Origin of the sequence: Candidatus Proelusimicrobium volucris (assembly GCF_959605025.1) — a bacterium.
Lineage (GTDB): Bacteria > Elusimicrobiota > Elusimicrobia > Elusimicrobiales > Elusimicrobiaceae > Proelusimicrobium > Proelusimicrobium volucris.
The window spans coordinates 375,882-395,479 of record NZ_CAUHCY010000001.1 but is presented as its reverse complement, the minus strand read 5'-3'; the positions used below and the strand labels follow the sequence as shown (position 1 = coordinate 395,479).

The 19,598-nt window shown below is 46.6% G+C and carries 20 protein-coding genes; 17 read left to right on the top strand and 3 right to left on the bottom strand.

The genetic code is table 11. The features are described 5' to 3' along the window. Positions 1-17 precede the first annotated feature (17 nt). Positions 18-1,121 (bottom strand): GMP reductase, encoded by a 1,104-nt coding sequence (locus tag ACQY3M_RS01940; RefSeq protein WP_428065722.1) that lies wholly within the window; start codon positions 1,119-1,121, stop codon positions 18-20. 175 nt (positions 1,122-1,296) lie between these two features. Between ACQY3M_RS01940 and ACQY3M_RS01935 the strand changes: the two genes are divergently transcribed. The 17 genes from ACQY3M_RS01935 to hflX all read left to right on the top strand — a co-directional run bounded on the left by ACQY3M_RS01935 (position 1,297) and on the right by hflX (position 17,347). Beyond that, positions 1,297-2,010 carry a hypothetical protein gene (locus tag ACQY3M_RS01935; RefSeq protein ID WP_428065720.1) on the top strand — a complete coding sequence of 238 codons (714 nt, stop codon included), beginning with the start codon at positions 1,297-1,299 and terminating at the stop codon, positions 2,008-2,010. Between the two features lies 1 nt (position 2,011). Next, positions 2,012-2,995 carry an AAA family ATPase gene (locus ACQY3M_RS01930; protein WP_428065718.1) on the top strand — a complete coding sequence of 328 codons (984 nt, stop codon included), beginning with the start codon at positions 2,012-2,014 and terminating at the stop codon, positions 2,993-2,995. Further along, a complete protein-coding gene (locus ACQY3M_RS01925) occupies positions 2,995-3,876 on the top strand; it encodes a DUF58 domain-containing protein (protein ID WP_428065716.1) in 882 nt (293 codons plus the stop codon). Before ACQY3M_RS01930 ends, ACQY3M_RS01925 begins: the two co-directional genes overlap by 1 nt. Beyond that, entirely contained in the window at positions 3,876-4,937 is a 1,062-nt protein-coding gene (locus tag ACQY3M_RS01920) for a hypothetical protein (RefSeq protein WP_428065714.1), read from the top strand. Before ACQY3M_RS01925 ends, ACQY3M_RS01920 begins: the two co-directional genes overlap by 1 nt. A gap of 2 nt (positions 4,938-4,939) precedes the next feature. Beyond that, positions 4,940-6,046 carry a VWA domain-containing protein gene (locus tag ACQY3M_RS01915; protein WP_428065712.1) on the top strand — a complete coding sequence of 369 codons (1,107 nt, stop codon included), beginning with the start codon at positions 4,940-4,942 and terminating at the stop codon, positions 6,044-6,046. A gap of 4 nt (positions 6,047-6,050) precedes the next feature. Then, positions 6,051-7,052 (top strand): vWA domain-containing protein, encoded by a 1,002-nt coding sequence (locus ACQY3M_RS01910; RefSeq protein ID WP_428065710.1) that lies wholly within the window; start codon positions 6,051-6,053, stop codon positions 7,050-7,052. 6 nt (positions 7,053-7,058) lie between these two features. Beyond that, on the top strand, positions 7,059-7,727 hold the full coding sequence (locus tag ACQY3M_RS01905) for a hypothetical protein (RefSeq protein WP_428065708.1): 669 nt from the start codon (positions 7,059-7,061) through the stop codon (positions 7,725-7,727). Position 7,728: 1 nt separating this feature from the next. Beyond that, a complete protein-coding gene (locus tag ACQY3M_RS01900) occupies positions 7,729-9,522 on the top strand; it encodes a BatD family protein (protein ID WP_428065706.1) in 1,794 nt (597 codons plus the stop codon). Further along, positions 9,522-10,253 carry a tetratricopeptide repeat protein gene (locus ACQY3M_RS01895; RefSeq protein WP_428065704.1) on the top strand — a complete coding sequence of 244 codons (732 nt, stop codon included), beginning with the start codon at positions 9,522-9,524 and terminating at the stop codon, positions 10,251-10,253. The genes ACQY3M_RS01900 and ACQY3M_RS01895 overlap by 1 nt, the downstream gene beginning before the upstream one ends. A 3-nt stretch (positions 10,254-10,256) precedes the next feature. Next, positions 10,257-10,814, top strand: a complete 558-nt coding sequence (locus ACQY3M_RS01890) for a D-sedoheptulose-7-phosphate isomerase (protein ID WP_428065702.1) — start codon at positions 10,257-10,259, stop codon at positions 10,812-10,814. Positions 10,815-10,817: 3 nt separating this feature from the next. Further along, positions 10,818-11,282, top strand: coding sequence for a ribose 5-phosphate isomerase B (rpiB, locus tag ACQY3M_RS01885; protein WP_428065700.1), 465 nt, complete (start codon positions 10,818-10,820; stop codon positions 11,280-11,282). Between the two features lie 21 nt (positions 11,283-11,303). Continuing rightward, positions 11,304-12,953: a glucose-6-phosphate isomerase gene (locus ACQY3M_RS01880; RefSeq protein WP_428065698.1), complete on the top strand. Its 1,650-nt coding sequence runs from the start codon at positions 11,304-11,306 to the stop codon at positions 12,951-12,953. Positions 12,954-12,969: 16 nt separating this feature from the next. Next, on the top strand, positions 12,970-13,392 hold the full coding sequence (locus ACQY3M_RS01875; RefSeq protein ID WP_428065696.1) for a hypothetical protein: 423 nt from the start codon (positions 12,970-12,972) through the stop codon (positions 13,390-13,392). 8 nt (positions 13,393-13,400) lie between these two features. Next, on the top strand, positions 13,401-14,627 hold the full coding sequence (miaB, locus tag ACQY3M_RS01870; protein WP_428065694.1) for a tRNA (N6-isopentenyl adenosine(37)-C2)-methylthiotransferase MiaB: 1,227 nt from the start codon (positions 13,401-13,403) through the stop codon (positions 14,625-14,627). A 9-nt stretch (positions 14,628-14,636) separates the two neighbouring features. After that, positions 14,637-15,104: a PilZ domain-containing protein gene (locus tag ACQY3M_RS01865; RefSeq protein WP_428065692.1), complete on the top strand. Its 468-nt coding sequence runs from the start codon at positions 14,637-14,639 to the stop codon at positions 15,102-15,104. A gap of 72 nt (positions 15,105-15,176) precedes the next feature. After that, positions 15,177-16,121, top strand: a complete 945-nt coding sequence (gene miaA, locus ACQY3M_RS01860) for a tRNA (adenosine(37)-N6)-dimethylallyltransferase MiaA (protein ID WP_428065690.1) — start codon at positions 15,177-15,179, stop codon at positions 16,119-16,121. Then, positions 16,106-17,347 carry a GTPase HflX gene (gene hflX, locus ACQY3M_RS01855; protein WP_428065688.1) on the top strand — a complete coding sequence of 414 codons (1,242 nt, stop codon included), beginning with the start codon at positions 16,106-16,108 and terminating at the stop codon, positions 17,345-17,347. Before miaA ends, hflX begins: the two co-directional genes overlap by 16 nt. Here hflX and ACQY3M_RS01850 read toward each other — a convergent pair. Continuing rightward, the gene (locus ACQY3M_RS01850) at positions 17,333-18,298 is read right to left on the bottom strand and encodes a trypsin-like serine protease (protein ID WP_428065686.1); all 966 of its coding nucleotides are present in this window, start codon (positions 18,296-18,298) and stop codon (positions 17,333-17,335) included. The genes hflX and ACQY3M_RS01850 overlap by 15 nt on opposite strands. Next, on the bottom strand, positions 18,295-19,236 hold the full coding sequence (locus ACQY3M_RS01845; RefSeq protein ID WP_428065684.1) for a trypsin-like serine protease: 942 nt from the start codon (positions 19,234-19,236) through the stop codon (positions 18,295-18,297). Before ACQY3M_RS01845 ends, ACQY3M_RS01850 begins: the two co-directional genes overlap by 4 nt. Positions 19,237-19,598 lie beyond the last annotated feature (362 nt).

The window sequence follows — 19,598 nt, the reverse complement described above, 5'->3', positions numbered from 1 at the left end:
TTATGGGATTTTATCGGTTATTCCGCGCCAAAGATATTATTAAGCTGTCTGTTGACGCGGTAGAAGGTGGCGCATTTGGGCATATCTTTGATGCGTTTTGCGCCGATATAAGTCATGGCGCTTCTTATGCCGCCGAGTATGGCCAGTATGGTATGTTCGATATCTCCGCGGAAAGGGATTTCCACTACTTTGCCTTCGCTGGCGCGGTAGTTCTTCATCCCGCCGTAGAACTTTTCCTGAGCGTAATCGGAGCTCATACCATAGAATTTTTTGAACAATTTTTCCTGTACTATACGGGAAATTTCGCCGTTATCCTTAGCGGAAAGTTCGTTCGTCTCATAGATTTTTTTGGAGATTTCTCCTCCGCTTTCCTCATGGCCGGCCAGCATTCCGCCCAGCATAACGAAATCCGCCCCCGCGCACAGGCTTTTGCAAACGTCGCCGGGCACGGTGCATCCGCCGTCGGCGCAGATCATTCCGCCGACACCGTGTGCCGCGTCGGCACATTCTATTACGGTGGAAAACTGCGGCCTTCCCACGCCGGTAAGTTTGCGCGTGGTGCATACCGATCCCGGCCCTATGCCGACTTTAACGATATCCACTCCGTTAAGGATAAGATCTTCGGTCATGTCGCCCGTAACGACATTGCCCGCCATTATCAGAGCTTTTGGGAATTGCTTTCTTACTTTCTGAACATATTGGATCAAATAGGGCGAATAGCCGTTCGCCACATCTATACAGATATTATTTACGAGTTTAGAAGCCATAACGTCGGCAAGTTTATCGTAGTCGTTTTGCCCTACGCCGCTGCTGATGAAAATAAGGTCATTGTTTTTGAATTGTTTTTGATTTTCTTTCAAAAAAGCGATAAGTTCTTTCGCTTCATAGTGTTTGTGAAGTGCGCAGAACAGATTATGCTTCTCAAGGGCTTTAGCCATCTCGAAAGTTCCCGTGGTGGCCATATTGGCGGCGATAATTCCGGTGCCTTTTATGGCGGAGGACGCCCATTTGAAATTATATTCTCTAATAATGTCCACTTGCGAGCGCGAAGCCAAAGTAGAACGTTTTGGTCTAAGCAAAACGTCTTGATAATCCAGTTGGATATCGTCGTAAATTCTCATAAAAGCTCCGTTAAATAAAGAAAGTGGGTAAAATCAACCCTTTGATATGATATAAAATTTTTGGGATTGAAGCGCAACCGCTTGAAAATAAGCCAATATCGTTTATAATTTAAACGGATATTGGTAGTGGACATAAACGGCAAAATTCTATAAGATATACGAAACGGAGGATTACATGAAACAGATTATAGTTTTATTGCTGATTATAGGCGGCGGATATTATTTATACAATAACGGTTTGTCTGATGTTCTTAGGAAAGCCAATTTAGACCCGAAAGATTTTGTAGAGGGAGTAAAAGAGGCCACCGGCGGCACTGTCGGCGGAGTTTCAAAGGCGGCCGAACTGCCTGAAATAGCGCCGGAACGCGCCAGCGGGCTAAAGATGAACGCCGCGAATATGAGATTGGTGGAAACTACGGTTTTTAACACTTACGATACCGACGTATGCTTTGCGTATACGGAGATGATTTACGCTTCCGGTTCGGCTTCAGCGCCGAAGGTTATAAACAAATACCTTGCCACTTTTACCTTGCCCGAGGATAAAAATAAAATTCTTCCTTTGGTAACGAAATATAAGGATAAACAAAGCCTTAAGATATTGGAAGATTTTTTAAAGAGGGGCGTATTTTCCAGGAGTATGCTTCTTAAAAAGATATCGGAATACCGCAACAAAGAGGCTTTGGCGGTTATAAAGAGCGTGGCGGATACGCCGTCTTCGCCGGTGCGCGATGAAGCTCAGAATATTTATTCCGAGATGATAACGCAGTCTTGGTATACGGGCGTACAGTCTGCGGCCAGCCAAATTGGCACGGGCGATAAGCAACTTGCGTCTCACAGAATAGCGGCTTTAATGAATAATCCTAATCAAAGCAATAAGGGGGATTTGTAAGGTGAATATAAGCGAAATAAACAAGAAGGTGCAGGACGAGAGTCTTTTCCTTCAGGATTTGCGTCACGAAATATCCAAAGTAATAGTCGGGCAGGAAGATCTTATAGAAAAAATGCTCGTCGCTTTAATAGCCGACGGCCATATTTTGATAGAGGGCGTGCCGGGTTTAGCCAAGACCTTGACTGTAAAGACCTTGGCCCAAGCGTTAAGCGCCAGTTTTCAGCGCATACAATTTACTCCGGATTTATTGCCGGCCGATATTACGGGTACATTGATATTTAACCCCAAAGAGGGTACTTTTACTCCGCGTCAAGGCCCGGTATTTGCGAACTTGGTATTGGCCGATGAAATTAACCGTTCGCCCGCCAAAGTGCAAAGCGCGCTTTTGGAAGCGATGCAGGAACGGCAGGTGACGATAGGTGCGGAAACCTATAAACTGCCCGATCCGTTTATGGTATTGGCGACGCAGAACCCCGTGGAACAGGAAGGCACTTATCCTCTGCCCGAGGCGCAGGTGGACAGGTTTATGCTGAAGCTGAAAGTAGACTATCCGAGCAAAGAGGAAGAGAAGATAATCCTTGAGCGTATGAGCTTAGCGCACAAACCTGTTGTAAACTCAAGCGTGAAGGTGGAGCAAATACTCAAGGCGCGCGAAGCGGCCGATTCGATATACGTAGACGACAAGGTAAAGAATTATATAGTGGATTTGGTTTTCGCTACCAGGCGCCCGCAGGAATACAAACTTGAGGATTTATCCTCTTACATAATGTACGGGGCGAGCCCTAGGGCGTCTATATATTTGACGCAGGCGGTAAAAGCGTATGCGTTCTTGGACGGACGCGGCTATGTAACGCCGGAAGACGTAAAAGAAATGGGGCCAGACGTGCTGCGCCACAGGATCCTGCTGACTTACGAGGCGGAAGCGGAAAACGTAAGCACGGAAGATATAATAAAGAAAATTTTTGCTACGGTTGAAGTACCATAATGCAGACCTCTGACATATTGAAACGTGTTCGCCGGATAGAAATCGAAACCGGCAAGTTGGTCAGCGAAACTTTCGCCGGCGAATACTTAAGCGTTTTCAAGGGGCAGGGTATAGAATTTGCGGAAGTCAGGCAATATATACCCGGCGACGACGTGCGTTCGATAGATTGGAACGTTTCGGCCAGGACAGGCGGTACTTTCGTCAAGAAGTTTAACGAAGAGCGCGAACTGAGCTTGATAATAGCGTGCGACGTGTCGGGCTCGCAGTACTTTGGCTCCACGGGCAAGTTTAAGAGCGACGTGGTGGCGGAATTGGGCGCGATATTCGCTTTTTCCGCAATAAAAAATAATGACAAAGTGGGGCTGTTGCTCTTTTCCGATCAAATAGAGCTGTATATCCCGCCCAAAAAGGGCAAACGGCATGTTCTTAGGATAATAAGGGAGCTTTTGGCGTTTAAACCCAAGAGCAAAGGCACTAACATATCCTTGTGTTTGGACAGTTTAAACCGAATGATAAAACGCAAGGGTATATTATTGTTGCTATCCGATTTTTTTGCTTCCGACTACGAAAAATCTTTTAAATTGGCGGCGCGCAAATTCGATTTAATACCGGTAGTGGTGCGAGATAGGCTTGAGGACGAATTCCCGTCCTTGCCCGGCTTTATAGAGCTGGAGGCTTTGGAAAACGGGAGCAGAGCGATGGTTCAGTTATCCTCTAGGCAGGCGGGCTATATAACCGCGGACAAACAGTATAAGAACGACGCCGCGCTGAGATTGTTTTATCTTACGGGGTGCCAGTATATACAGGTCGAAGCGGAAGGCGACGTGATAGAACCGGTAATCAAGTTTTTCAAACAGCGCGCAAAGAAGTTGAGGCGATAATGACGAAAATATTTAAGACGGCGGCAGTCATATTGTTAATGGGTGCGGTTCCTCTTTTCGCGCAGGAGATTGGGGGGGAAGTTGCTAATGGCGCGGAAATGGGAAGCGAGGTCGCTTCCGTTTCGGAAAAGACGGAGGAGAACGGAGCCGTTGAAAGCGAAGGCGGCAAAAAAAACCTGGCCGAGGCTGGCGGGGAAACTTCGGACGATATTCCCGAGGAGGAAGTGGAATTTACTTCTTTTCCCAAGGAACTTTCGCTTGCGGGCGATTTCTCGGCTTATATCACATTGCCGCAGCGCGCGGTTCTTGATAAAGATTCTTACAGCCAAAAAGATTTTGAGATACTTTCGGCCACGCCCGACGAGAGCGGGCTCAATATAGAAATAAAGGCCGTTCCGTTTTCTTTGGGCATATCAACTTTTACGGCGCTTACTTTTACGGGGCAAGACGGGACGCGTTATGTCAGCAAAGCGGTGAATGCGGAAGTCAAAGCGGTGGACACTGGAATAAAGGAAAAGAAACTGTTGGATATCCGTTCGCCGTATCGTCCGTTTAACTATTGGAATGTTTTTTGGCTGTTGGCGATAGCCGCGATTATTATCGGCGGTTATATGGCTTACAGACGCCGCCGCCCTTACGATAGGGCCGCGCTTTTAAAAGCCTTCGAAGAGGACAAAAGACCGCTGGACATAATCGCTTTGGACAGGCTGGACCATCTTCTTGCGGGCAACTTGTGGAATGACGGAGAATACAAAATTTTTTACGTTAATATGATAGACATTCTGCGCGATTATTTGACTCTCAGGTTTAACATACAGGCGCATAACTATACCAGCAGGGATTTGCTTAGGATATTAAAGAAGATGCCCGAGTTTAAAGGCGATCTCAGGCAGCTTGGCGATTTGCAGCGTTCGGCCGACTACGTAAAATTCGCGAAGGTAGAGCCGACCCAAGCGCAGCGCGACGCCGATATAAATAATATGCGCAGCATAATAATAGATACCCGTCCGCCACGATTGGAAAGCGAGTCTAAGGAAGAAAAAAAAGAGGTTGAACTTTAATTATGCGCAAGGATAATTTGATACCGATACTTTATAATGTGCTGGCCGCGATAGGCGGCGTGGTGGCGCTGTTTTTGTTGGCGTTGATATTCATAGGGGGGAGAAGTTTGGGCAGTCCGTATTTTATGCTTTTGATGGCGGTACTGCTTTGCGCGGGGATATCGGCGGTATTAGTGCGGAAATTCTTTGCGCCTGCGGTAAAATATCCGTTGGGTAAGGGCGTCAAATTTGAAGATTCGACATTGGTAAAATTGGCCAAATGGCTGCCTTTGGGTTTATGTATAACGGCATTATTTTTGAGCGTTTTGGCTTTAAGCCGCCCCCGCAAAGAGGGCAAGAGCGTTCTTCCGCCCGCCAAAGGCGTGGATATAATGCTAACCATAGACACTTCCGGGAGTATGGCTGCGCTGGATTTCAAACCCGACAGAATGACCGCTGCCAAGAGTACGGCATCGGATTTCGTCGACAAGAGGGCGACGGACCGTATCGGGGTGGTGGTATTTGCAGGGTCGGCGATGCTTCAATGTCCGCTGACATTGGATTATTTCGCGGTTAAGGAGTATATAGATTTAATCAATATTGATATGCTTTCCGATCAGCTTGGCACCGCGATAGGCGACGCCATAGCGGTATCTGCCAAGCATTTAAAAGACAGCATAGCCAAGAGCAAAACGATAATATTGCTTACCGACGGGGAAAATAATACGGGAATGGTTGACCCGATAGCGGCGGCCAAAGCGGCGGCGGCGTACGGCATAAAGATATACACGATTTCGATAGCCAGCGGCGAACCGGCCGATATGAAGGTAAATACTCAGAGTATATTCGGGCCGGTATCCGCAACTACGCAGCTTCCACCGCCATCGCCCGAATCCGAGGCAACTTTGATGCAGATAGCGAAGGAAACGGGCGGCGACTTTTTCAGAGCCAAGAACAATGCGGAATTGCAGAATATATATACTCGCATAAACGAATTGGAGAAGACGGAATTTGACTCTTCCCTGCAGCTTAACTATACGGATAATTACAAACCCGCTTTAATCACGGCTATCTTATTGTTGATGGCGGCTTTTATAGCGGATAAATTTATATTTATAAAGATACCTTGATAATATGGAACTGTTTAATAGTCCTTCAATATTTATTTATATGATATTCACGGCGGCGCTGTTGGGCGCGCTGTGGTATTTGGGCGCGGCGCGCGGCGAGAAGATAAAACGCGCGCTTTTCAGCGCGGAAAATTACGCCAAACTTGTGCCGCAGGAACTGAAGTTCCGCAGAAAGCTGAAAGACATACTGTTTTTGAGCGGCTTGTTCTTCTTTTTTCTCGCTTTGGCCGGGCCGCAATGGGGGCGCCAAAAAATAGATGTGGAGGCCAGCTATTCGCAAGCGGTAATAGCGGTGGACGTATCGCTTTCCATGCTGGCCGAAGATGTAAAGCCCAACAGAATGGACGGCGCGAAGACAATGCTTTCCATGTTAATAGACAATTTAGCCAGGGAACGTGTCGGGATAGTGGCGTTTACGTCCAAGGCTTTTATGCAAAGCCCGGTTACCAGCGACGTCGGCGCGTTAAAAACTTTGGCGCAGGGTTTGAGCGTCAATATGCTTCCCATGCCCGGCACCGAACTTGCGCCCGCAGTTAATTTGGCGGCGAAGATGCTGGCCCCGTATCCCGGCAGCAAGGCGCTGGTGCTTGTAACCGACGGGGAAGACCATAACCCCCAAGATTTGCAGGCGGCCCTAAAGACGGCGCGCGACAATGACATAAAAATAATAGCGGTGGGGATAGGGAGTGTCGACGGGGAGCTTATCCCGATAAAGGAAAACGGGGTTAAAAGCTACAAAAAAGACAAAAACGGCAAGACCGTCCTTACCAAATTAGATGAGAAGAGTTTGATAAATTTAGCCTCCTCCACCGGTGGGGCGTATATAAAGTTTATCGGGCCCCAGCAAACGGCGGAAGAAGTTTACCGCCAAATGCTGATGCTGGACAAAAGCTCTTCTTTGGTAAACGGGAGCATACTATACAAGAATAGGTATCAGATCCCGCTTTTTATAGGTTTTGTATTGGTATTGAGCTCTATACTTATTGCTTTAAGAAAGGTAAAATAAGGGTATATGCGTAAATTGTTTGTTTTAATGTTTTTGCTGGCAGTAGCGGCAGCCGCCAATGCGGGCGGCGGCGGCGATTTGCGCAAAGGCAATAAAGCCTACGACAAAGAGAAATACGGCGAAGCGTTTGAGTATTATAACAAAGCGGTGGAAAACGGCGAGCCGGAGAAGGGTTTTTATAATTCCGGCGCGGCGCTTTACCGCCTGCAGGATTATGACGGCGCTTTACAGGCTTATGACGCGCTGAAAGACAGTTCGGAATTTAAGCAGGACGCCTATTACAATGCGGCCAATGCCTATTATAACCGCGGCGACAGCGAAGCGGCGGTAAAAAGTTTGAGGTCGGCTTTGCTTCTCAACAGGGAAGACAAAGAGGCTTTGCACAATTTGCAGTTTATTTTGCAGGAACAGCAAAATCAAAAGAACCAGCAGGACAAAAACAACAATCAAGGCGACAATAAACAACAGCAGGATAAACAGGATAATTCCGATAATCAGGACAAAAGCGGCAACAAGGAACAAGAAAAACAAAATCAAAGTGGGGAAAACGATTCCGAACGTAAGTTGTCGCCTTCGGAGGCTGATAATATTCTTCAAATGAGCAAAGAACACGTAAATCAAGAGAAGAGGAATATATCCGCTGCGGGCGCGAGCGAAGTGGAGAAGGATTGGTAGCATGCTAAAAAGATTTTTTATAATATGTGCTTTTCTTTTTGCGGCGATGGCGGGGTTCTGCCAGGTGGATATCGACGTGTACGCCGATAAGACTAATATAGACCTCTCGGAGGAGATCCAGCTTACGATAACGGTAAAATCTTCTTCCACCGAGGTGGAAGTTTCGCAAATGCCGTCTTTGCCGAACTTTAATATATATTCTTCCGGCCAGAGCCGCAATATCAGCATGATAAACGGTAAAATAAACGCCACGCAGCAGTTCAACTATATATTGATACCGCGCTTTGCGGGTAAATCGGAAATAGACGCTTTTACCGTAACGGTGGACGGCAAAAACTACCAAACAGAACCCATAACGGTGGAGGTATCCCGCACGCAAACGGGCAACGCCGAAGCCTCTTTGATGAAGAGGAATAACTCCTCCAAGAGTACCAAGGAAATAAAATTAAAGCCCAGTTCGCCAGCCTCCAAGGACGATAAACCGGCGTTTTTTATGACTGCCTCGGTAGATAAAGACACCGCCTATATAAACGAGCAGATAAACCTTAAAGTGCGTTTTTACCAATCCCAAAGCACTACCGGCAGCCCGATGTACGATAGGCCTAAGATGGAAGGCTTGGTTTTTGAAGATTTGGGATCCAAACAGGAGTTTGAAGTTATCAACGGCAGGCAATACGTCTACACGCAATTTGATTTGGCGGTATTCGGGATATTGCCCGGCAATGCGACGATAGGCTCTGCCACGGTGGAATATAGGACGGTAGGCGATATATTTGATCCGTTCTATTCTTTCTTTTCGGCTTCCAAAACGGACGTGAAGAAGGTAAGCAGCAAACCGATAGCCATCAATATTTTGCCTTTGCCAAAGGAGGGGCGTCCGAAGTCGTTTTACAATGCGGTCGGACGCGATTTCGCCATAAAGGCATCTTTGGATAATCAAACGCCGCAGGCCGGCGAGCCCATAACTCTCACGATAACGGTAAAGGGCCATGGTAATATGCGTGCGGTGGGGGACGTCCCCGTGCCTGATTTGGGCAAGAGTTTCAGGGTTTACGATACTACTTCTTCCTTTACCAGCAAAGCCACCGGCAATATATTGGGCGGAAGCAAAGTATATAAAACTGTGATAGTACCCCGCGCCTCTGGCGTGTTTACGATACCTCCGATAGAATTTAGTTATTTTGACGTAAAGGATAAAACCTACAAGACGATAAAATCAAATGCCATTGACTTGGAAGTGAGCCCTTCGGCAAATACGTCCGCGGCGCCGCTGTCGTTTTCCAGCGCTTCGGCGCAGGGTGTCAACGGCGGGGTGGAACAGATACTCCAGGATATAAGATACATAAAAGAGGGCGATATATCGCTTTTCAGCGGGCTGGCGAGCGGTTTTGGTTCTTTGGGGAAATGGCATTATTTGATTTTTGTATTATTGGCCTTCGGCGGGATTATTTACGTTTTGCTGAACAGCGAGATACCGGTATTTTCCAAAAAGAAAGCGTTCTTGACGGCGAAGAAAGCTTTGCAGAAGGCCAAGACGGTGGCGGAAGTATCGCAGATTTTAACAAAATATATAGAAATGAAATTGGGCAAGCCGATAGGGATAAGGTCGATATCGGAATGTGCGAAGCAGCTTAAATTGGAGAGCCAAACGGCGTATTCTTTGGAGACGCTTTGGCAGGAATTTGAGATGTTGAAATACGCTCCTTCCAGTTCGCTCAACAGCACGGTAGCCGCGGAAGAGGCCGCCGGCAAAACTTTGAGCGTGATACAGGAAATGGAAAAGGAGGTAAAATAATGCGCGGATTTATAATGGCGGCATTGTTAATGTTGGCGCTGCCGCTTTGCGCGGAAGAAAAAGCCGCCGAGCAGAGCGCGGCGGATAAATACAATTCCGGCGATTATTTGGGTGCGGTTGAACTTTATCAGCGGGAGGCACAAGCCGATCCTGCCAATCCGTATGTGCTTTACAATTTGGCCAACAGTTATTTTAAATCCGGCGACGGCGACAAAGCGTTGGTATACTATTTCCGCGCTTTTAAGATATTGCCGCGCGACGCTGACATCAGGCACAATTTGGCTTTTGCTTTGCAGTCTACGGGGCAGAAACTTGTACCCGACGGCATACCGGATATGGTGTTCAATTTATACCATTACTATTCTTTGCCGGAATTGAAGGGCTTATGCGCTTTGTTTGCGTGGCTGAGCGCGATATTGCTTATGATATACCTTTTTGGCGGCAAAAACGGCAAGGTTAAAGGTGCGGTTTTGATATGCGGTGGGATATTTGTTTTGTTGGGTATATGGCTTTTGGCGAGGTATCCGTCCGATACGCAAAGGGTTGCGGTGGTAACCGTTCCGCGGGCGGAGCTTAGAAGCGGCCCAGGGGATAATTTCCCCGTCAGCGTTACCGTTCCGCGGGCGCACCTGCTTTTGATAGAAGACGGCAAAGGCGAATGGGATAAGGTAAGTATAAAAGACACCAATTCTTCGGGTTGGGTGTTGAATAAGTCGATAGAGGAGATTTGATTTATGTTCACCAAGAACGAGAGTAACGAACTGATAGAAGTATTGAGATATGTAGGCGACAACTTGGGCCCGCAGATAAACGAGTTGGCGCTCAAGATAGTGGAAAGTTTCCGCAACGGCGGCAAAGTGATATTAATGGGCAACGGCGGAAGCGCGGGCGACGCCCAGCATATAGCGGCGGAGTTTGTGGGGCGCTATAAAAAAGAGAGGCGCTCTTATCCCGCTTTGGCTTTGAACACCAATACTTCTACGATTACGGCGATAGGCAACGATTACGGCTATGACGTAACGTTTTCTCGTCAAGTTGAGGGCTTTGCCAAGAAGGAAGACATCGTGATAGGCATATCCACTTCCGGCAACAGCGAGAATGTACATAAAGCCTTGGAAATTGCGAAGCTAAAGGGCTGTTATACGGCGGCTTTTTTGGGCAAGGACGGCGGGACTATCAAGAATGTCGTAGATTTGCCTATTATAGTAAAGAGCAACAATACTCCGCGCATACAGGAGTGCCATATCTTTATCGGGCATACCTTATGCGAATTAGTGGAAAAGGAAATATAGTTTATGATAGTGGCAATAGGTTGCGATCACGCTGGTTTTGAGATAAAAGATTTAGTGCTTGGAACTTTAAAGAGTTTGGGGCACGAGGTATTGGACGAAGGCACTTTTTCCGCCGAGAGTACGGACTATCCCGATTACGCGAGGAAGGTCGCTTTGGATATAGAACAAGGCAAAGCGCAAAGAGGTATACTTATTTGCGGCAGCGGTATAGGTATATGCATAGCGGCGAGCAAATTTAAAGGGATAAGGGCGTCCATCGCGCATGACGTATACAGCGCGGCGCAGGGCGTAGAGCACGACGATATGAACGTGTTATGCCTTGGCGCGCGGGTTTTGGGCGCGGGCGCAAAAGAGCTTGTGCCGCAGTTGGTAAAGGCTTTTGTCGGGGCGCATTTTTGCAAGGGCGAGCAGCGCCACGAACGGCGTATCGGCAAGGTGCGGGCGTTTGAAATGGAAAATTTTAAATAAATTATTTTAAAGAGGGAAAATATGAAAGTCAGTTACAATAAATCGGCTGAGGAAATAATAAATAAAGGTTTAGCTAAATTGGAAGGCGCGGATTTCACGGCGCGTTTATACAGGCACGACGCTTCTTTGTGGAAAAGCGAAGAAGCTCACACCAAGATAATAAACAATTCTCTCGGCTGGACGGAAGTTTACGATTGGACTTTGCAAAGACTTCCCGAAATAAAGAATTTCGCCGAAGAGGCAAAAAAGGAATTTGACCACGTCGTTTTAATGGGTATGGGCGGCAGCAGCTTGGCGCCTGAAGTGTTAAGAGTAATTTTCGGCAAGAGCGAGGGCTGGCCCGAACTTTTAGTCCTAGATAGCACCAACCCCGACTGGGTATCGTCAGTAAGAAGCAAAATTGATCCCGCCAAGACTTTGTTCATATTCGCCAGCAAATCCGGCGGTACGGTTGAGCCTTCTTCCCAATTTGCGTATTTCTATGACGAAGTAAGCAAAGTAAAACAGGATGCGGGCGATAATTTTATCGCTATAACCGATCCCGGTACGGGGCTTGAAACCTTGGCGACGGAAAAGAAATTCAGAAAAATATTCACCAATAAAGCCGACATCGGCGGCAGATTTTCTGCCTTGTCGTTTTTTGGTATGGTCCCGGCGGCTTTAAGCGGTATTGACGTGGAGAAAATTTTGCTCTCGGCCAAAGAAGCCGGCGAAGAATTTAAAAGCGATAAGGTGAGCGCGGCCGTTAAGTTGGGCGCATTGATGGGCGGCGCTTATGCCGAGGGGAAGGATAAACTTACTTTGGTAATGCCCTCCTCGATAGAAGTATTCGGCTTGTGGGTGGAACAGCTTGTCGCGGAATCCACGGGCAAGGAAGATAAGGGCGTAGTGCCGGTGGCGGGCGAGAAGCTTCATAAAGGTTTTGATTATAAATCCGACAGGATATTTGCGGGCATATCGTGCGATTGTGCTTGCTCAAAGGCGATAGCGGAAGAAAAGGAAGCTATTAAGCAATCCGCGCATCCGTTCTTTGAAGCGGAAATGAAGGACAAATACGCCATAGGTTCAATGTTCCTGTTGTGGGAAGTGGCTACGGCGGCGTGCGGCGCGCTTATGGGGATTGACCCTTTTGACCAGCCCAATGTCCAGGCCGCCAAGACGATAGCCAAGAATTTGCTTAACGATTTGGCCGCGGGCAAGACTTCCGAGGAAACTTACCTGGATATAATCGTATCGGATAATTTGAAAGGTAAAGTTAATTTGGCGACTTTGGGCGCAGACATAAAAAAAGTTTTAAGCGGCAATGATTATCTGGCTATACTGCCTTATGTACACAACAGCAAGGCGGCGGACGAACTTTTCTCCGCGATAAGGGACGGCTTTTTGACAGCCACCAAGCACGCGGTATTGTTTGGATATGGCCCTAGGTATTTACATTCTACGGGCCAACTGCACAAAGGCGACGGCAATAACGGGGTGTTTTTGATAATCTCGGCCGACGCCGATAACGACGTAAAGATACCCGGCGCGGCATACGGTTTTAAGGATTTGGTAAACGCGCAGGCGTTGGGCGATTTCAAAGCGCTCGCGGAGAAGGGCAGAAGAGTGATAAAGGTACACGTGAAGAAACCCGTACTCGCGGGGCTGGAGAAGTTAAAAGAAGTGTTGTAAGGGGAGTAAGATGGTAATGGCAAAGACGAAGAAGATAATAAAAGAGACTATCGGCAAGGGTAAAACTCTTCTGAAAAAGAAAACGACAAGTATAAGCAAGAAGAGCTGTTCGAGCGATAAGTCTAAATCGACCAAAGCGGTAAAAGCGGCGGCCGAGGAAAAAGTAAAGACAAGCAAGGATATTTGCATAGATTATCCTATGAACAATGATACCGTATTTTGCGGTCATTATTGCTTTAGGCTTGGCAGTTTAAGAGATGTGCCTTATATGCGCATATCAATAAACGGAGGCCCGTGGCAGGAATGCAGAAGGGCCAACGGTTATTGGTGGTTCGACTGGTGGAATTTCCAGACGGGCAGTTTTACGGCGGAGGCCTGCTCCGAGATAGACGGCAAAACCGTAAAGACTGCTAAGCGGAAATTCAAAGTTACTTTATAGGACATAACTTGAAACTCGTATACATACAAACCTTTGGCTGCCAGATGAATACGGCCGACTCCGAAGAGATGATGCTGGCTCTGGCGGCCAGGGGTTGTTTTATTTGTGAAGATTTGAATAAGGCCGATATAGTCCTTATAAACACATGCACTATAAGGGAGCATGCGGAGCATAAGGCATTATCTTTGCTGGGGCGGCTTCGCAAATGGAAGGAAGAAAAAGCGGGGCGGATAATAATTTTCGCCGGTTGCGCGGCCCAGCGTTTGGGCGCGGGCGTAAGAGGAAAATTCCCTCACGTGGATATAGTATGCGGCGCAAAGAGTATTGACGATTTTGACAAAATTTTGGATAAATCGGGGCTTTTCGGCTCGGATAAGAGTGCGGGCAAGTCGGCGGCTTTAAATTCCCCGATAGCTTTGGTAAACATAATGCGGGGCTGCAGCTGTAAATGTTCTTACTGTATAGTGCCGTATGTGAGGGGGGAGGCGTTCTCTTTGGATTTTGACGCCGTACTTAAAGAAATAGAAGGTAAACTTTCTTTAGGGGCAAAAGAAATAGTTTTGCTGGGCCAGACGGTAAACGCTTATAATTACAAGGGCAAGACCTTTGCCGATTTGTTAAGAGCGGCATTAAAGTTGGAAGGTTTGGACAGGCTGCGATATTTAAGCCCGCACCCTCTTTTTATAACGGAGGAAGTGTCGGAAATAATGGCCTCGGAGCCGAAGATGTCCAAGCATTTGCATTTGCCTGTGCAAAGCGGGAGCGACAAGATATTAAAGGATATGAAGCGCGGATACGGGCGCGGCGAGTTCTTGGAAAAAATAGCTCTTTTAAGGCGCGGCGGCATTAACGTAACTACGGATATAATAGTAGGCTATCCGACCGAAACGGAGGAGGATTTTAAACAGACTTTGAGCCTCGTAGACGAATGTAAATTCGGCGGGGCTTATTGTTTTAAATTTTCGCCAAGGTTTGGTACGCCGGCCTTTTCGCTTAAGGAACTGCCTAAAGAGGAAGTGGAAAAACGGCTTGATATTTTGTTAAATAAGATAAAGGAAAACGCCAAAGCCGCCTATAAAGCGCAGGAAGGGCGGGCTGAACGGGTTCTTATGGAAGATCCGCATAACGGGCGTACTTTAAGCAATTTTTGGGTTAAGACGGAAGCCTCGTATAAAGCGGGCGAAGTGGTAACCTTAACTATAAAAAAAGCGCAGGAAAGCATATTATTGGCGTAAGGGGGCGCTATGGCAGAAGAAAAGAAATTTGTGGAACGCAGGAAACACCAGAGGGTTCCCGTAATCAACAATATAGTGGAACCGATAGATTTGATATATACCGACGACGCTACCGGTGAGAAGGTGGAGGTCGCTGCGGTATTGGCGGATTTATCTTCAAGCGGTATGAGGATAGTTTCATTTTTAAAGGCGCCGGTATCGGGCGATATGCAAATAAGAATGCAGCTGCCGTTCATTGGGAAGTTTGAGGTTGAAGCCAAGACGAGCTGGATAAGGCAGAAAGGGCCCGTATATACCATAGGCATACAATTTATAAAGATAGCGCCAGCGGTTGCGGCCAAGATAGAAGCTATGGCAAACGATTATGCCGACTGCAATACCAGAATATTGCTTAAGCTGCCCGAGGTCTGCGTGCCGAATTGCAAGTGCGCGCCCGTATGCAGCAAACTGCATAAGGATCTCACATTGCACAAATAGCTTTTAAAACGCGGAAACATATTTGCAAAACACCGTTTTAATAACGGTGTTTTGTTTGATAAGGGAATATTTATGAACAAAGAAAATCTGCCGATAATAATAGCCGGCCCTACGGCCAGCGGTAAGACTGGCGCAGCTTTGGCGCTTGCGAAAATAAGCGGCGGGGAGATAATCTCGGTAGATTCGCGGCAGGTATATAAATTTATAAACGCGGGCACCGCCGCGCCTAAAGGCGAATGGCAGGGCGGCTTTTATAAAGTTGACGGTATAAAATATCATTTGGTGGATTTTTTGGATTTAAACGAGGTTTTTGACGTCTCCCGTTTTTGCCACGCCTCCGAAGATATTACGTCGGGCAGAACGGGAACGCAATTTATTTTCGCGGGCGGGACGGGAATGTATATGCAGGGCTATTTTTCGGGTATGGACAAACTGCCCGAAGCTGATCCCGCCATAAGGGCTGAGCTTGCCGTATTGGCCGAGGAGAAGGGGCGGGGATATCTGCATAAAATGCTGGCCTCCTTTGACGAAGCGAGTGCCGCGGCCATACCCGCGGGCAATATACACCGCGTGATAAGAGCAATAGAACTTTACAGGCTTACGGGCAAACCCGCCTCCGTTTTGAGAACCGGCAAATATAAGGCGGAATTCCCTAAAGAAAAAGTTTTGGCTTTCTATATGGATTGGGACAGGGATGAACTGGAAAAACGCATTATAAGCAGAACCGAGGCTATTTTTGAGCCTATGGCGGAGGAAGCGCAAGCTGTTTTAAAGATGGGATATAAACGCGATTGTCCCGGCCTTAAAAGTTTAGGCTATCGGGAAGCTTTGGAATATATAGACGGCAAAATAGGAAAGCGGGAAGCCCTGGATAAAATAATTATCCTTACCAGACAATACGCCAAACGCCAGCGCACATGGTTTAGGCGCTACGACGATATTATAAGGATAAAATGTTCTTCTGATAAGAGCGATGAGGATATCGCCAAAGAGATTTTATTATGGAAAGAGCGTTAACCGTAAGCGTAAGATTAAAGAACGATTTTGATAAAGATAGCTCTGTAGAGGAGCTGATAAGGCTTTGCGATACCGCGGGGTGCGAAGTAGTGGAATGTTTTAATGTCCGTATGGAAAACTATAATCCCGCTATGTACATAGGCAGCGGCAAAGCCGAAGAGATAGGGCGCTACGTGGCTGAAAACGGGATAGATGCCGTAGTCTTTAACGAAGATATAACCCCCGCCCAGCAGAAGAATTTGGAAGAAGCCATACCGTGTAAAATCATAGACAGGACCCGCCTTATCTTGGATATATTTGCCCAGCGCGCCCGTACGAAAGAGGGGCGTTTGCAGGTGGAGTTGGCTCAGCTTAATTACCTGTTGCCGCGCCTAAGCGGGCGCGGCGCGGCTATGATGCAGCAAAAAGGCGGCATAGGCATGCGCGGGCCGGGTGAAAGGAAGTTGGAATATGACCGCCGCAAAATCCGCAAGAGAATAGCGAAATTGGAACAGGATATAGAATCCGTCCAACGTGAACGAAGCGTAAGGCGGGGGCAAAGAACTGCCGTACCGGTTCCTCAAGTCGCATTGGCGGGTTATACCAATGCGGGCAAAAGCACTTTGCTTAACGCTCTTACGGGACGGGAATCAGCCTATGCCGACGATAAGCTCTTCGCCACTTTGGATCCTACAAGCCGTAAAGTGCACTTCCCCAGCGGGATAAATATGGTGTTTACCGATACCGTCGGTTTTATACAGAAGCTGCCGCACGGTTTGGTGTCGGCATTTAGGGCGACTTTGGAGGAAACTAAATTTGCCGATTTGGTGCTGCACGTAGCGGACGCTTCCTCCGATGAGATTGAGGAGCAATCCTCCACTGTAATGAGCATTTTAAACGAAATCAACCCCGAAGGAGGGGAAATCCTGCGCGTTTTCAATAAATGCGACGAATTGGGGCCGCTTAAACTGAACGCTTTGAAGAAACGCTTTGAAGGCGCGGTGTTTATATCGGCCAAGACAGGCGAGGGCTTTGACGAACTGTTTAAAAGGGTGGAGGAGATAATCGCCCGCAAATGGAAAAGACGCCTCTTAAAAATCCCTTATGCCAAAAACTATCTGATAAAGGAAATATATTCCCGCGGGTTGGTGCTTTCCCGCAGTGACACTCCCGAAGGTACAGACCTTTGTTTTATGGCGACGGAAGGCAATTGGCAATCGGTAAAAAAGAAGTTACTTCTTTCCTAAATTGACTGTATCCAATAGGTTCAGCAGCTCTTTCTGTTTGGCGTTTAAGTTGCCCCAATATTCCGGGGTGGCTTCTATATAGCCGAAGCTGCCCACATGCTCGTGTATAAAATCAACTACTTCCTGATCAAAAGCGCTTAAATAAACTATGCTGAGAGGATCGTACTTTTTCGTCTTTTTGTTGTATATCCCAACGGACCCGATCGCCGATACTATTGCCACGAGTTCGCCGGTATTAGTCATTACGCCCGATCCCGATATCCCTTTTATTATGCCGAAGTTTTTTGTAAAGAAAAGTTTCTGTTGGGGAGAGTAGACCAAAGAATCCTTTGCGTCAAGTACTTCGCGTTTTCCGTCCCATATCGAAATTGCCGATATACTTCTGTTCAACTCCTTACCCTCTTTTTCGTTTACGATGAGCAGATTGGGGATATTTGTTCCTTTTACAGCTTTGTAATAAAGAGATTCATTGGGTATTCTCTGTAAGAATTGCTCTTCGGTAAGAGCCCTCCTTATGGACATATCTTTGTAGACGACTTTTGTTTCCGAGGGCTTAAAATAGAGCAGAGCCAAGTCGTAAGAAGAAGAGCGTTTGTCCAATTTCGCCTTTTCGTGTTTGAATATTTTGGGTGACTGCGGCGTGTGTGTTACCGTCATATCGGCTTCATAATTAGGGCCGACGATAAGGCGCGCTTGGAAGCTGCAATTGTCCCGACAGGCGTTTTCCACGCAATGCGCGGCGGTAAGGAACCAGTATTCGTCCAAACGCACCGCTTGGCACTTGTTGATGTTCTTTTCGCCGTGGCGGTTAAAGTTGATTTCATAGGTATTGCTGAAGTCTTCGACTTCATTGTAGGAAGACTCATCGCTGACGGTAATAAAACTTACTTCTGCCGACGCCTGATGAGAGAGCAAAAACAAAGATATAAAAAAGAGTAAAAACCGCTTCATAACTCCATTTCCTCCATATTCCGGGTTAAAGCTCTGTACTCGTCGGGTACTACGGCGAAATAATTAAAGCCCGCTTGCTTTATTTTTAAACCTGGCACATGGCTTTTTAAGAAAGACAGTACAGAACTATCAAAGGTGGAAAACATCGAAAAATCTATATCTTTTATTTTGGCGCCGCTGCCATCGGTCAAAGTTCTTTGTGTATGAGCCACGGCGGAAACTATTGCCACCAGTTCGCCGCTGCTCGTTATTACGCCCGAGCCGGATATCCCTTGCCTTATGCCAAAGTTGGAAGTATATAGAAAATTGTGCTTAGGCGAGAAGAAAACATAATCTTCCGAGCTTAAAATTTCTTTGTCGTAGTCCCATACCGAAGCCACCGCCAAAGCTCTGTTAAGCAGTTTTGGCGTTTGCGTTTTCAGCGCCAATATTACGGGGAAATTTACGCCCTCTATCGCCTGGTTGAATTCAGATTTTTGAGAAGCGTTTAACTTTTTAAACAAGTCGTCTTTTGCTATAAGACGCATATTTTTCTTGTCTTTAAATATGTAGGAAGTGTTTGCGGGATTAAAGCGTATCAGCGCTATGTCGTAAGAAACTTGATCTTCTTTTGATTTACCGTGAAGATAAGCCGCTTTAGAGAGACCGTTGTGTGTGGTGGTCATTTCCATTTCATATTCGTCCGTATTGGCCAACTTCGCTTTTATCGTACATTCCGAATCGCATACCGGCACAAGGCAGTGTGCTGCGGTGATAAACCATTCCTTATTAAGCCTTACCGCTTGGCATTTGGATTCTTGTTTGTCTCCGGGCCTATGTACGTTTATTTCGTATGTGTTATTGTACTGGCGTACGTCCATATACTTCTGCGCTTTAGCCGGTGCAGCCGCGCAGATAAATATAAATAAAAATAGAAATATGTTTAAGTGTATCCTCATAAAAATATGATAACAAAAAGAATCCTTTTTTAGAAGGGCGCCTTATTCCTTTTTAGATAGGTCTTCGTCCGGGAATGTTTCCCGCTTGATTAAGTACTCTTTTTCTTGGGCTTCTTTAACTATGTTACTCAGCATAGAAATATTATAGCCGGTAAATATGTTAAGGGATTGTTTAATAAATTTTCAAGTGAATATAAAATCTTCACGCATTCGCATAAAGTTTGGATATATTCTTAATTTTTTGAAACATTAATTTTTGCCCAATGCGAAAAGAAAAGCTGAAATTATTTAAAAATCTTTTTGCTTTGTAGGGCAAAGGCCAGATATTTATTCATCTATAAATAAAGCATTTTGTATTTAGA

Bases quoted from the DNA above. Each gene is read 5' to 3' on its own strand.
- ACQY3M_RS01845 (WP_428065684.1), bottom strand. From the start codon at position 19,236: ATGAGGATACACTTAAACATATTTCTATTTTTATTTATATTTATCTGC.
- ACQY3M_RS01850 (WP_428065686.1), bottom strand. From the start codon at position 18,298: ATGAAGCGGTTTTTACTCTTTTTTATATCTTTGTTTTTGCTCTCTCAT.
- ACQY3M_RS01905 (WP_428065708.1), top strand. From the start codon at position 7,059: ATGCGTAAATTGTTTGTTTTAATGTTTTTGCTGGCAGTAGCGGCAGCC.
- ACQY3M_RS01940 (WP_428065722.1), bottom strand. From the start codon at position 1,121: ATGAGAATTTACGACGATATCCAACTGGATTATCAAGACGTTTTGCTT.
- ACQY3M_RS01900 (WP_428065706.1), top strand. From the start codon at position 7,729: ATGCTAAAAAGATTTTTTATAATATGTGCTTTTCTTTTTGCGGCGATG.
- ACQY3M_RS01895 (WP_428065704.1), top strand. From the start codon at position 9,522: ATGCGCGGATTTATAATGGCGGCATTGTTAATGTTGGCGCTGCCGCTT.
- rpiB (WP_428065700.1), top strand. From the start codon at position 10,818: ATGATAGTGGCAATAGGTTGCGATCACGCTGGTTTTGAGATAAAAGAT.
- ACQY3M_RS01925 (WP_428065716.1), top strand. From the start codon at position 2,995: ATGCAGACCTCTGACATATTGAAACGTGTTCGCCGGATAGAAATCGAA.
- ACQY3M_RS01935 (WP_428065720.1), top strand. From the start codon at position 1,297: ATGAAACAGATTATAGTTTTATTGCTGATTATAGGCGGCGGATATTAT.
- miaA (WP_428065690.1), top strand. From the start codon at position 15,177: ATGAACAAAGAAAATCTGCCGATAATAATAGCCGGCCCTACGGCCAGC.
- ACQY3M_RS01865 (WP_428065692.1), top strand. From the start codon at position 14,637: ATGGCAGAAGAAAAGAAATTTGTGGAACGCAGGAAACACCAGAGGGTT.
- ACQY3M_RS01920 (WP_428065714.1), top strand. From the start codon at position 3,876: ATGACGAAAATATTTAAGACGGCGGCAGTCATATTGTTAATGGGTGCG.
- hflX (WP_428065688.1), top strand. From the start codon at position 16,106: ATGGAAAGAGCGTTAACCGTAAGCGTAAGATTAAAGAACGATTTTGAT.
- ACQY3M_RS01910 (WP_428065710.1), top strand. From the start codon at position 6,051: ATGGAACTGTTTAATAGTCCTTCAATATTTATTTATATGATATTCACG.
- ACQY3M_RS01875 (WP_428065696.1), top strand. From the start codon at position 12,970: ATGGCAAAGACGAAGAAGATAATAAAAGAGACTATCGGCAAGGGTAAA.
- ACQY3M_RS01890 (WP_428065702.1), top strand. From the start codon at position 10,257: ATGTTCACCAAGAACGAGAGTAACGAACTGATAGAAGTATTGAGATAT.
- ACQY3M_RS01880 (WP_428065698.1), top strand. From the start codon at position 11,304: ATGAAAGTCAGTTACAATAAATCGGCTGAGGAAATAATAAATAAAGGT.
- ACQY3M_RS01915 (WP_428065712.1), top strand. From the start codon at position 4,940: ATGCGCAAGGATAATTTGATACCGATACTTTATAATGTGCTGGCCGCG.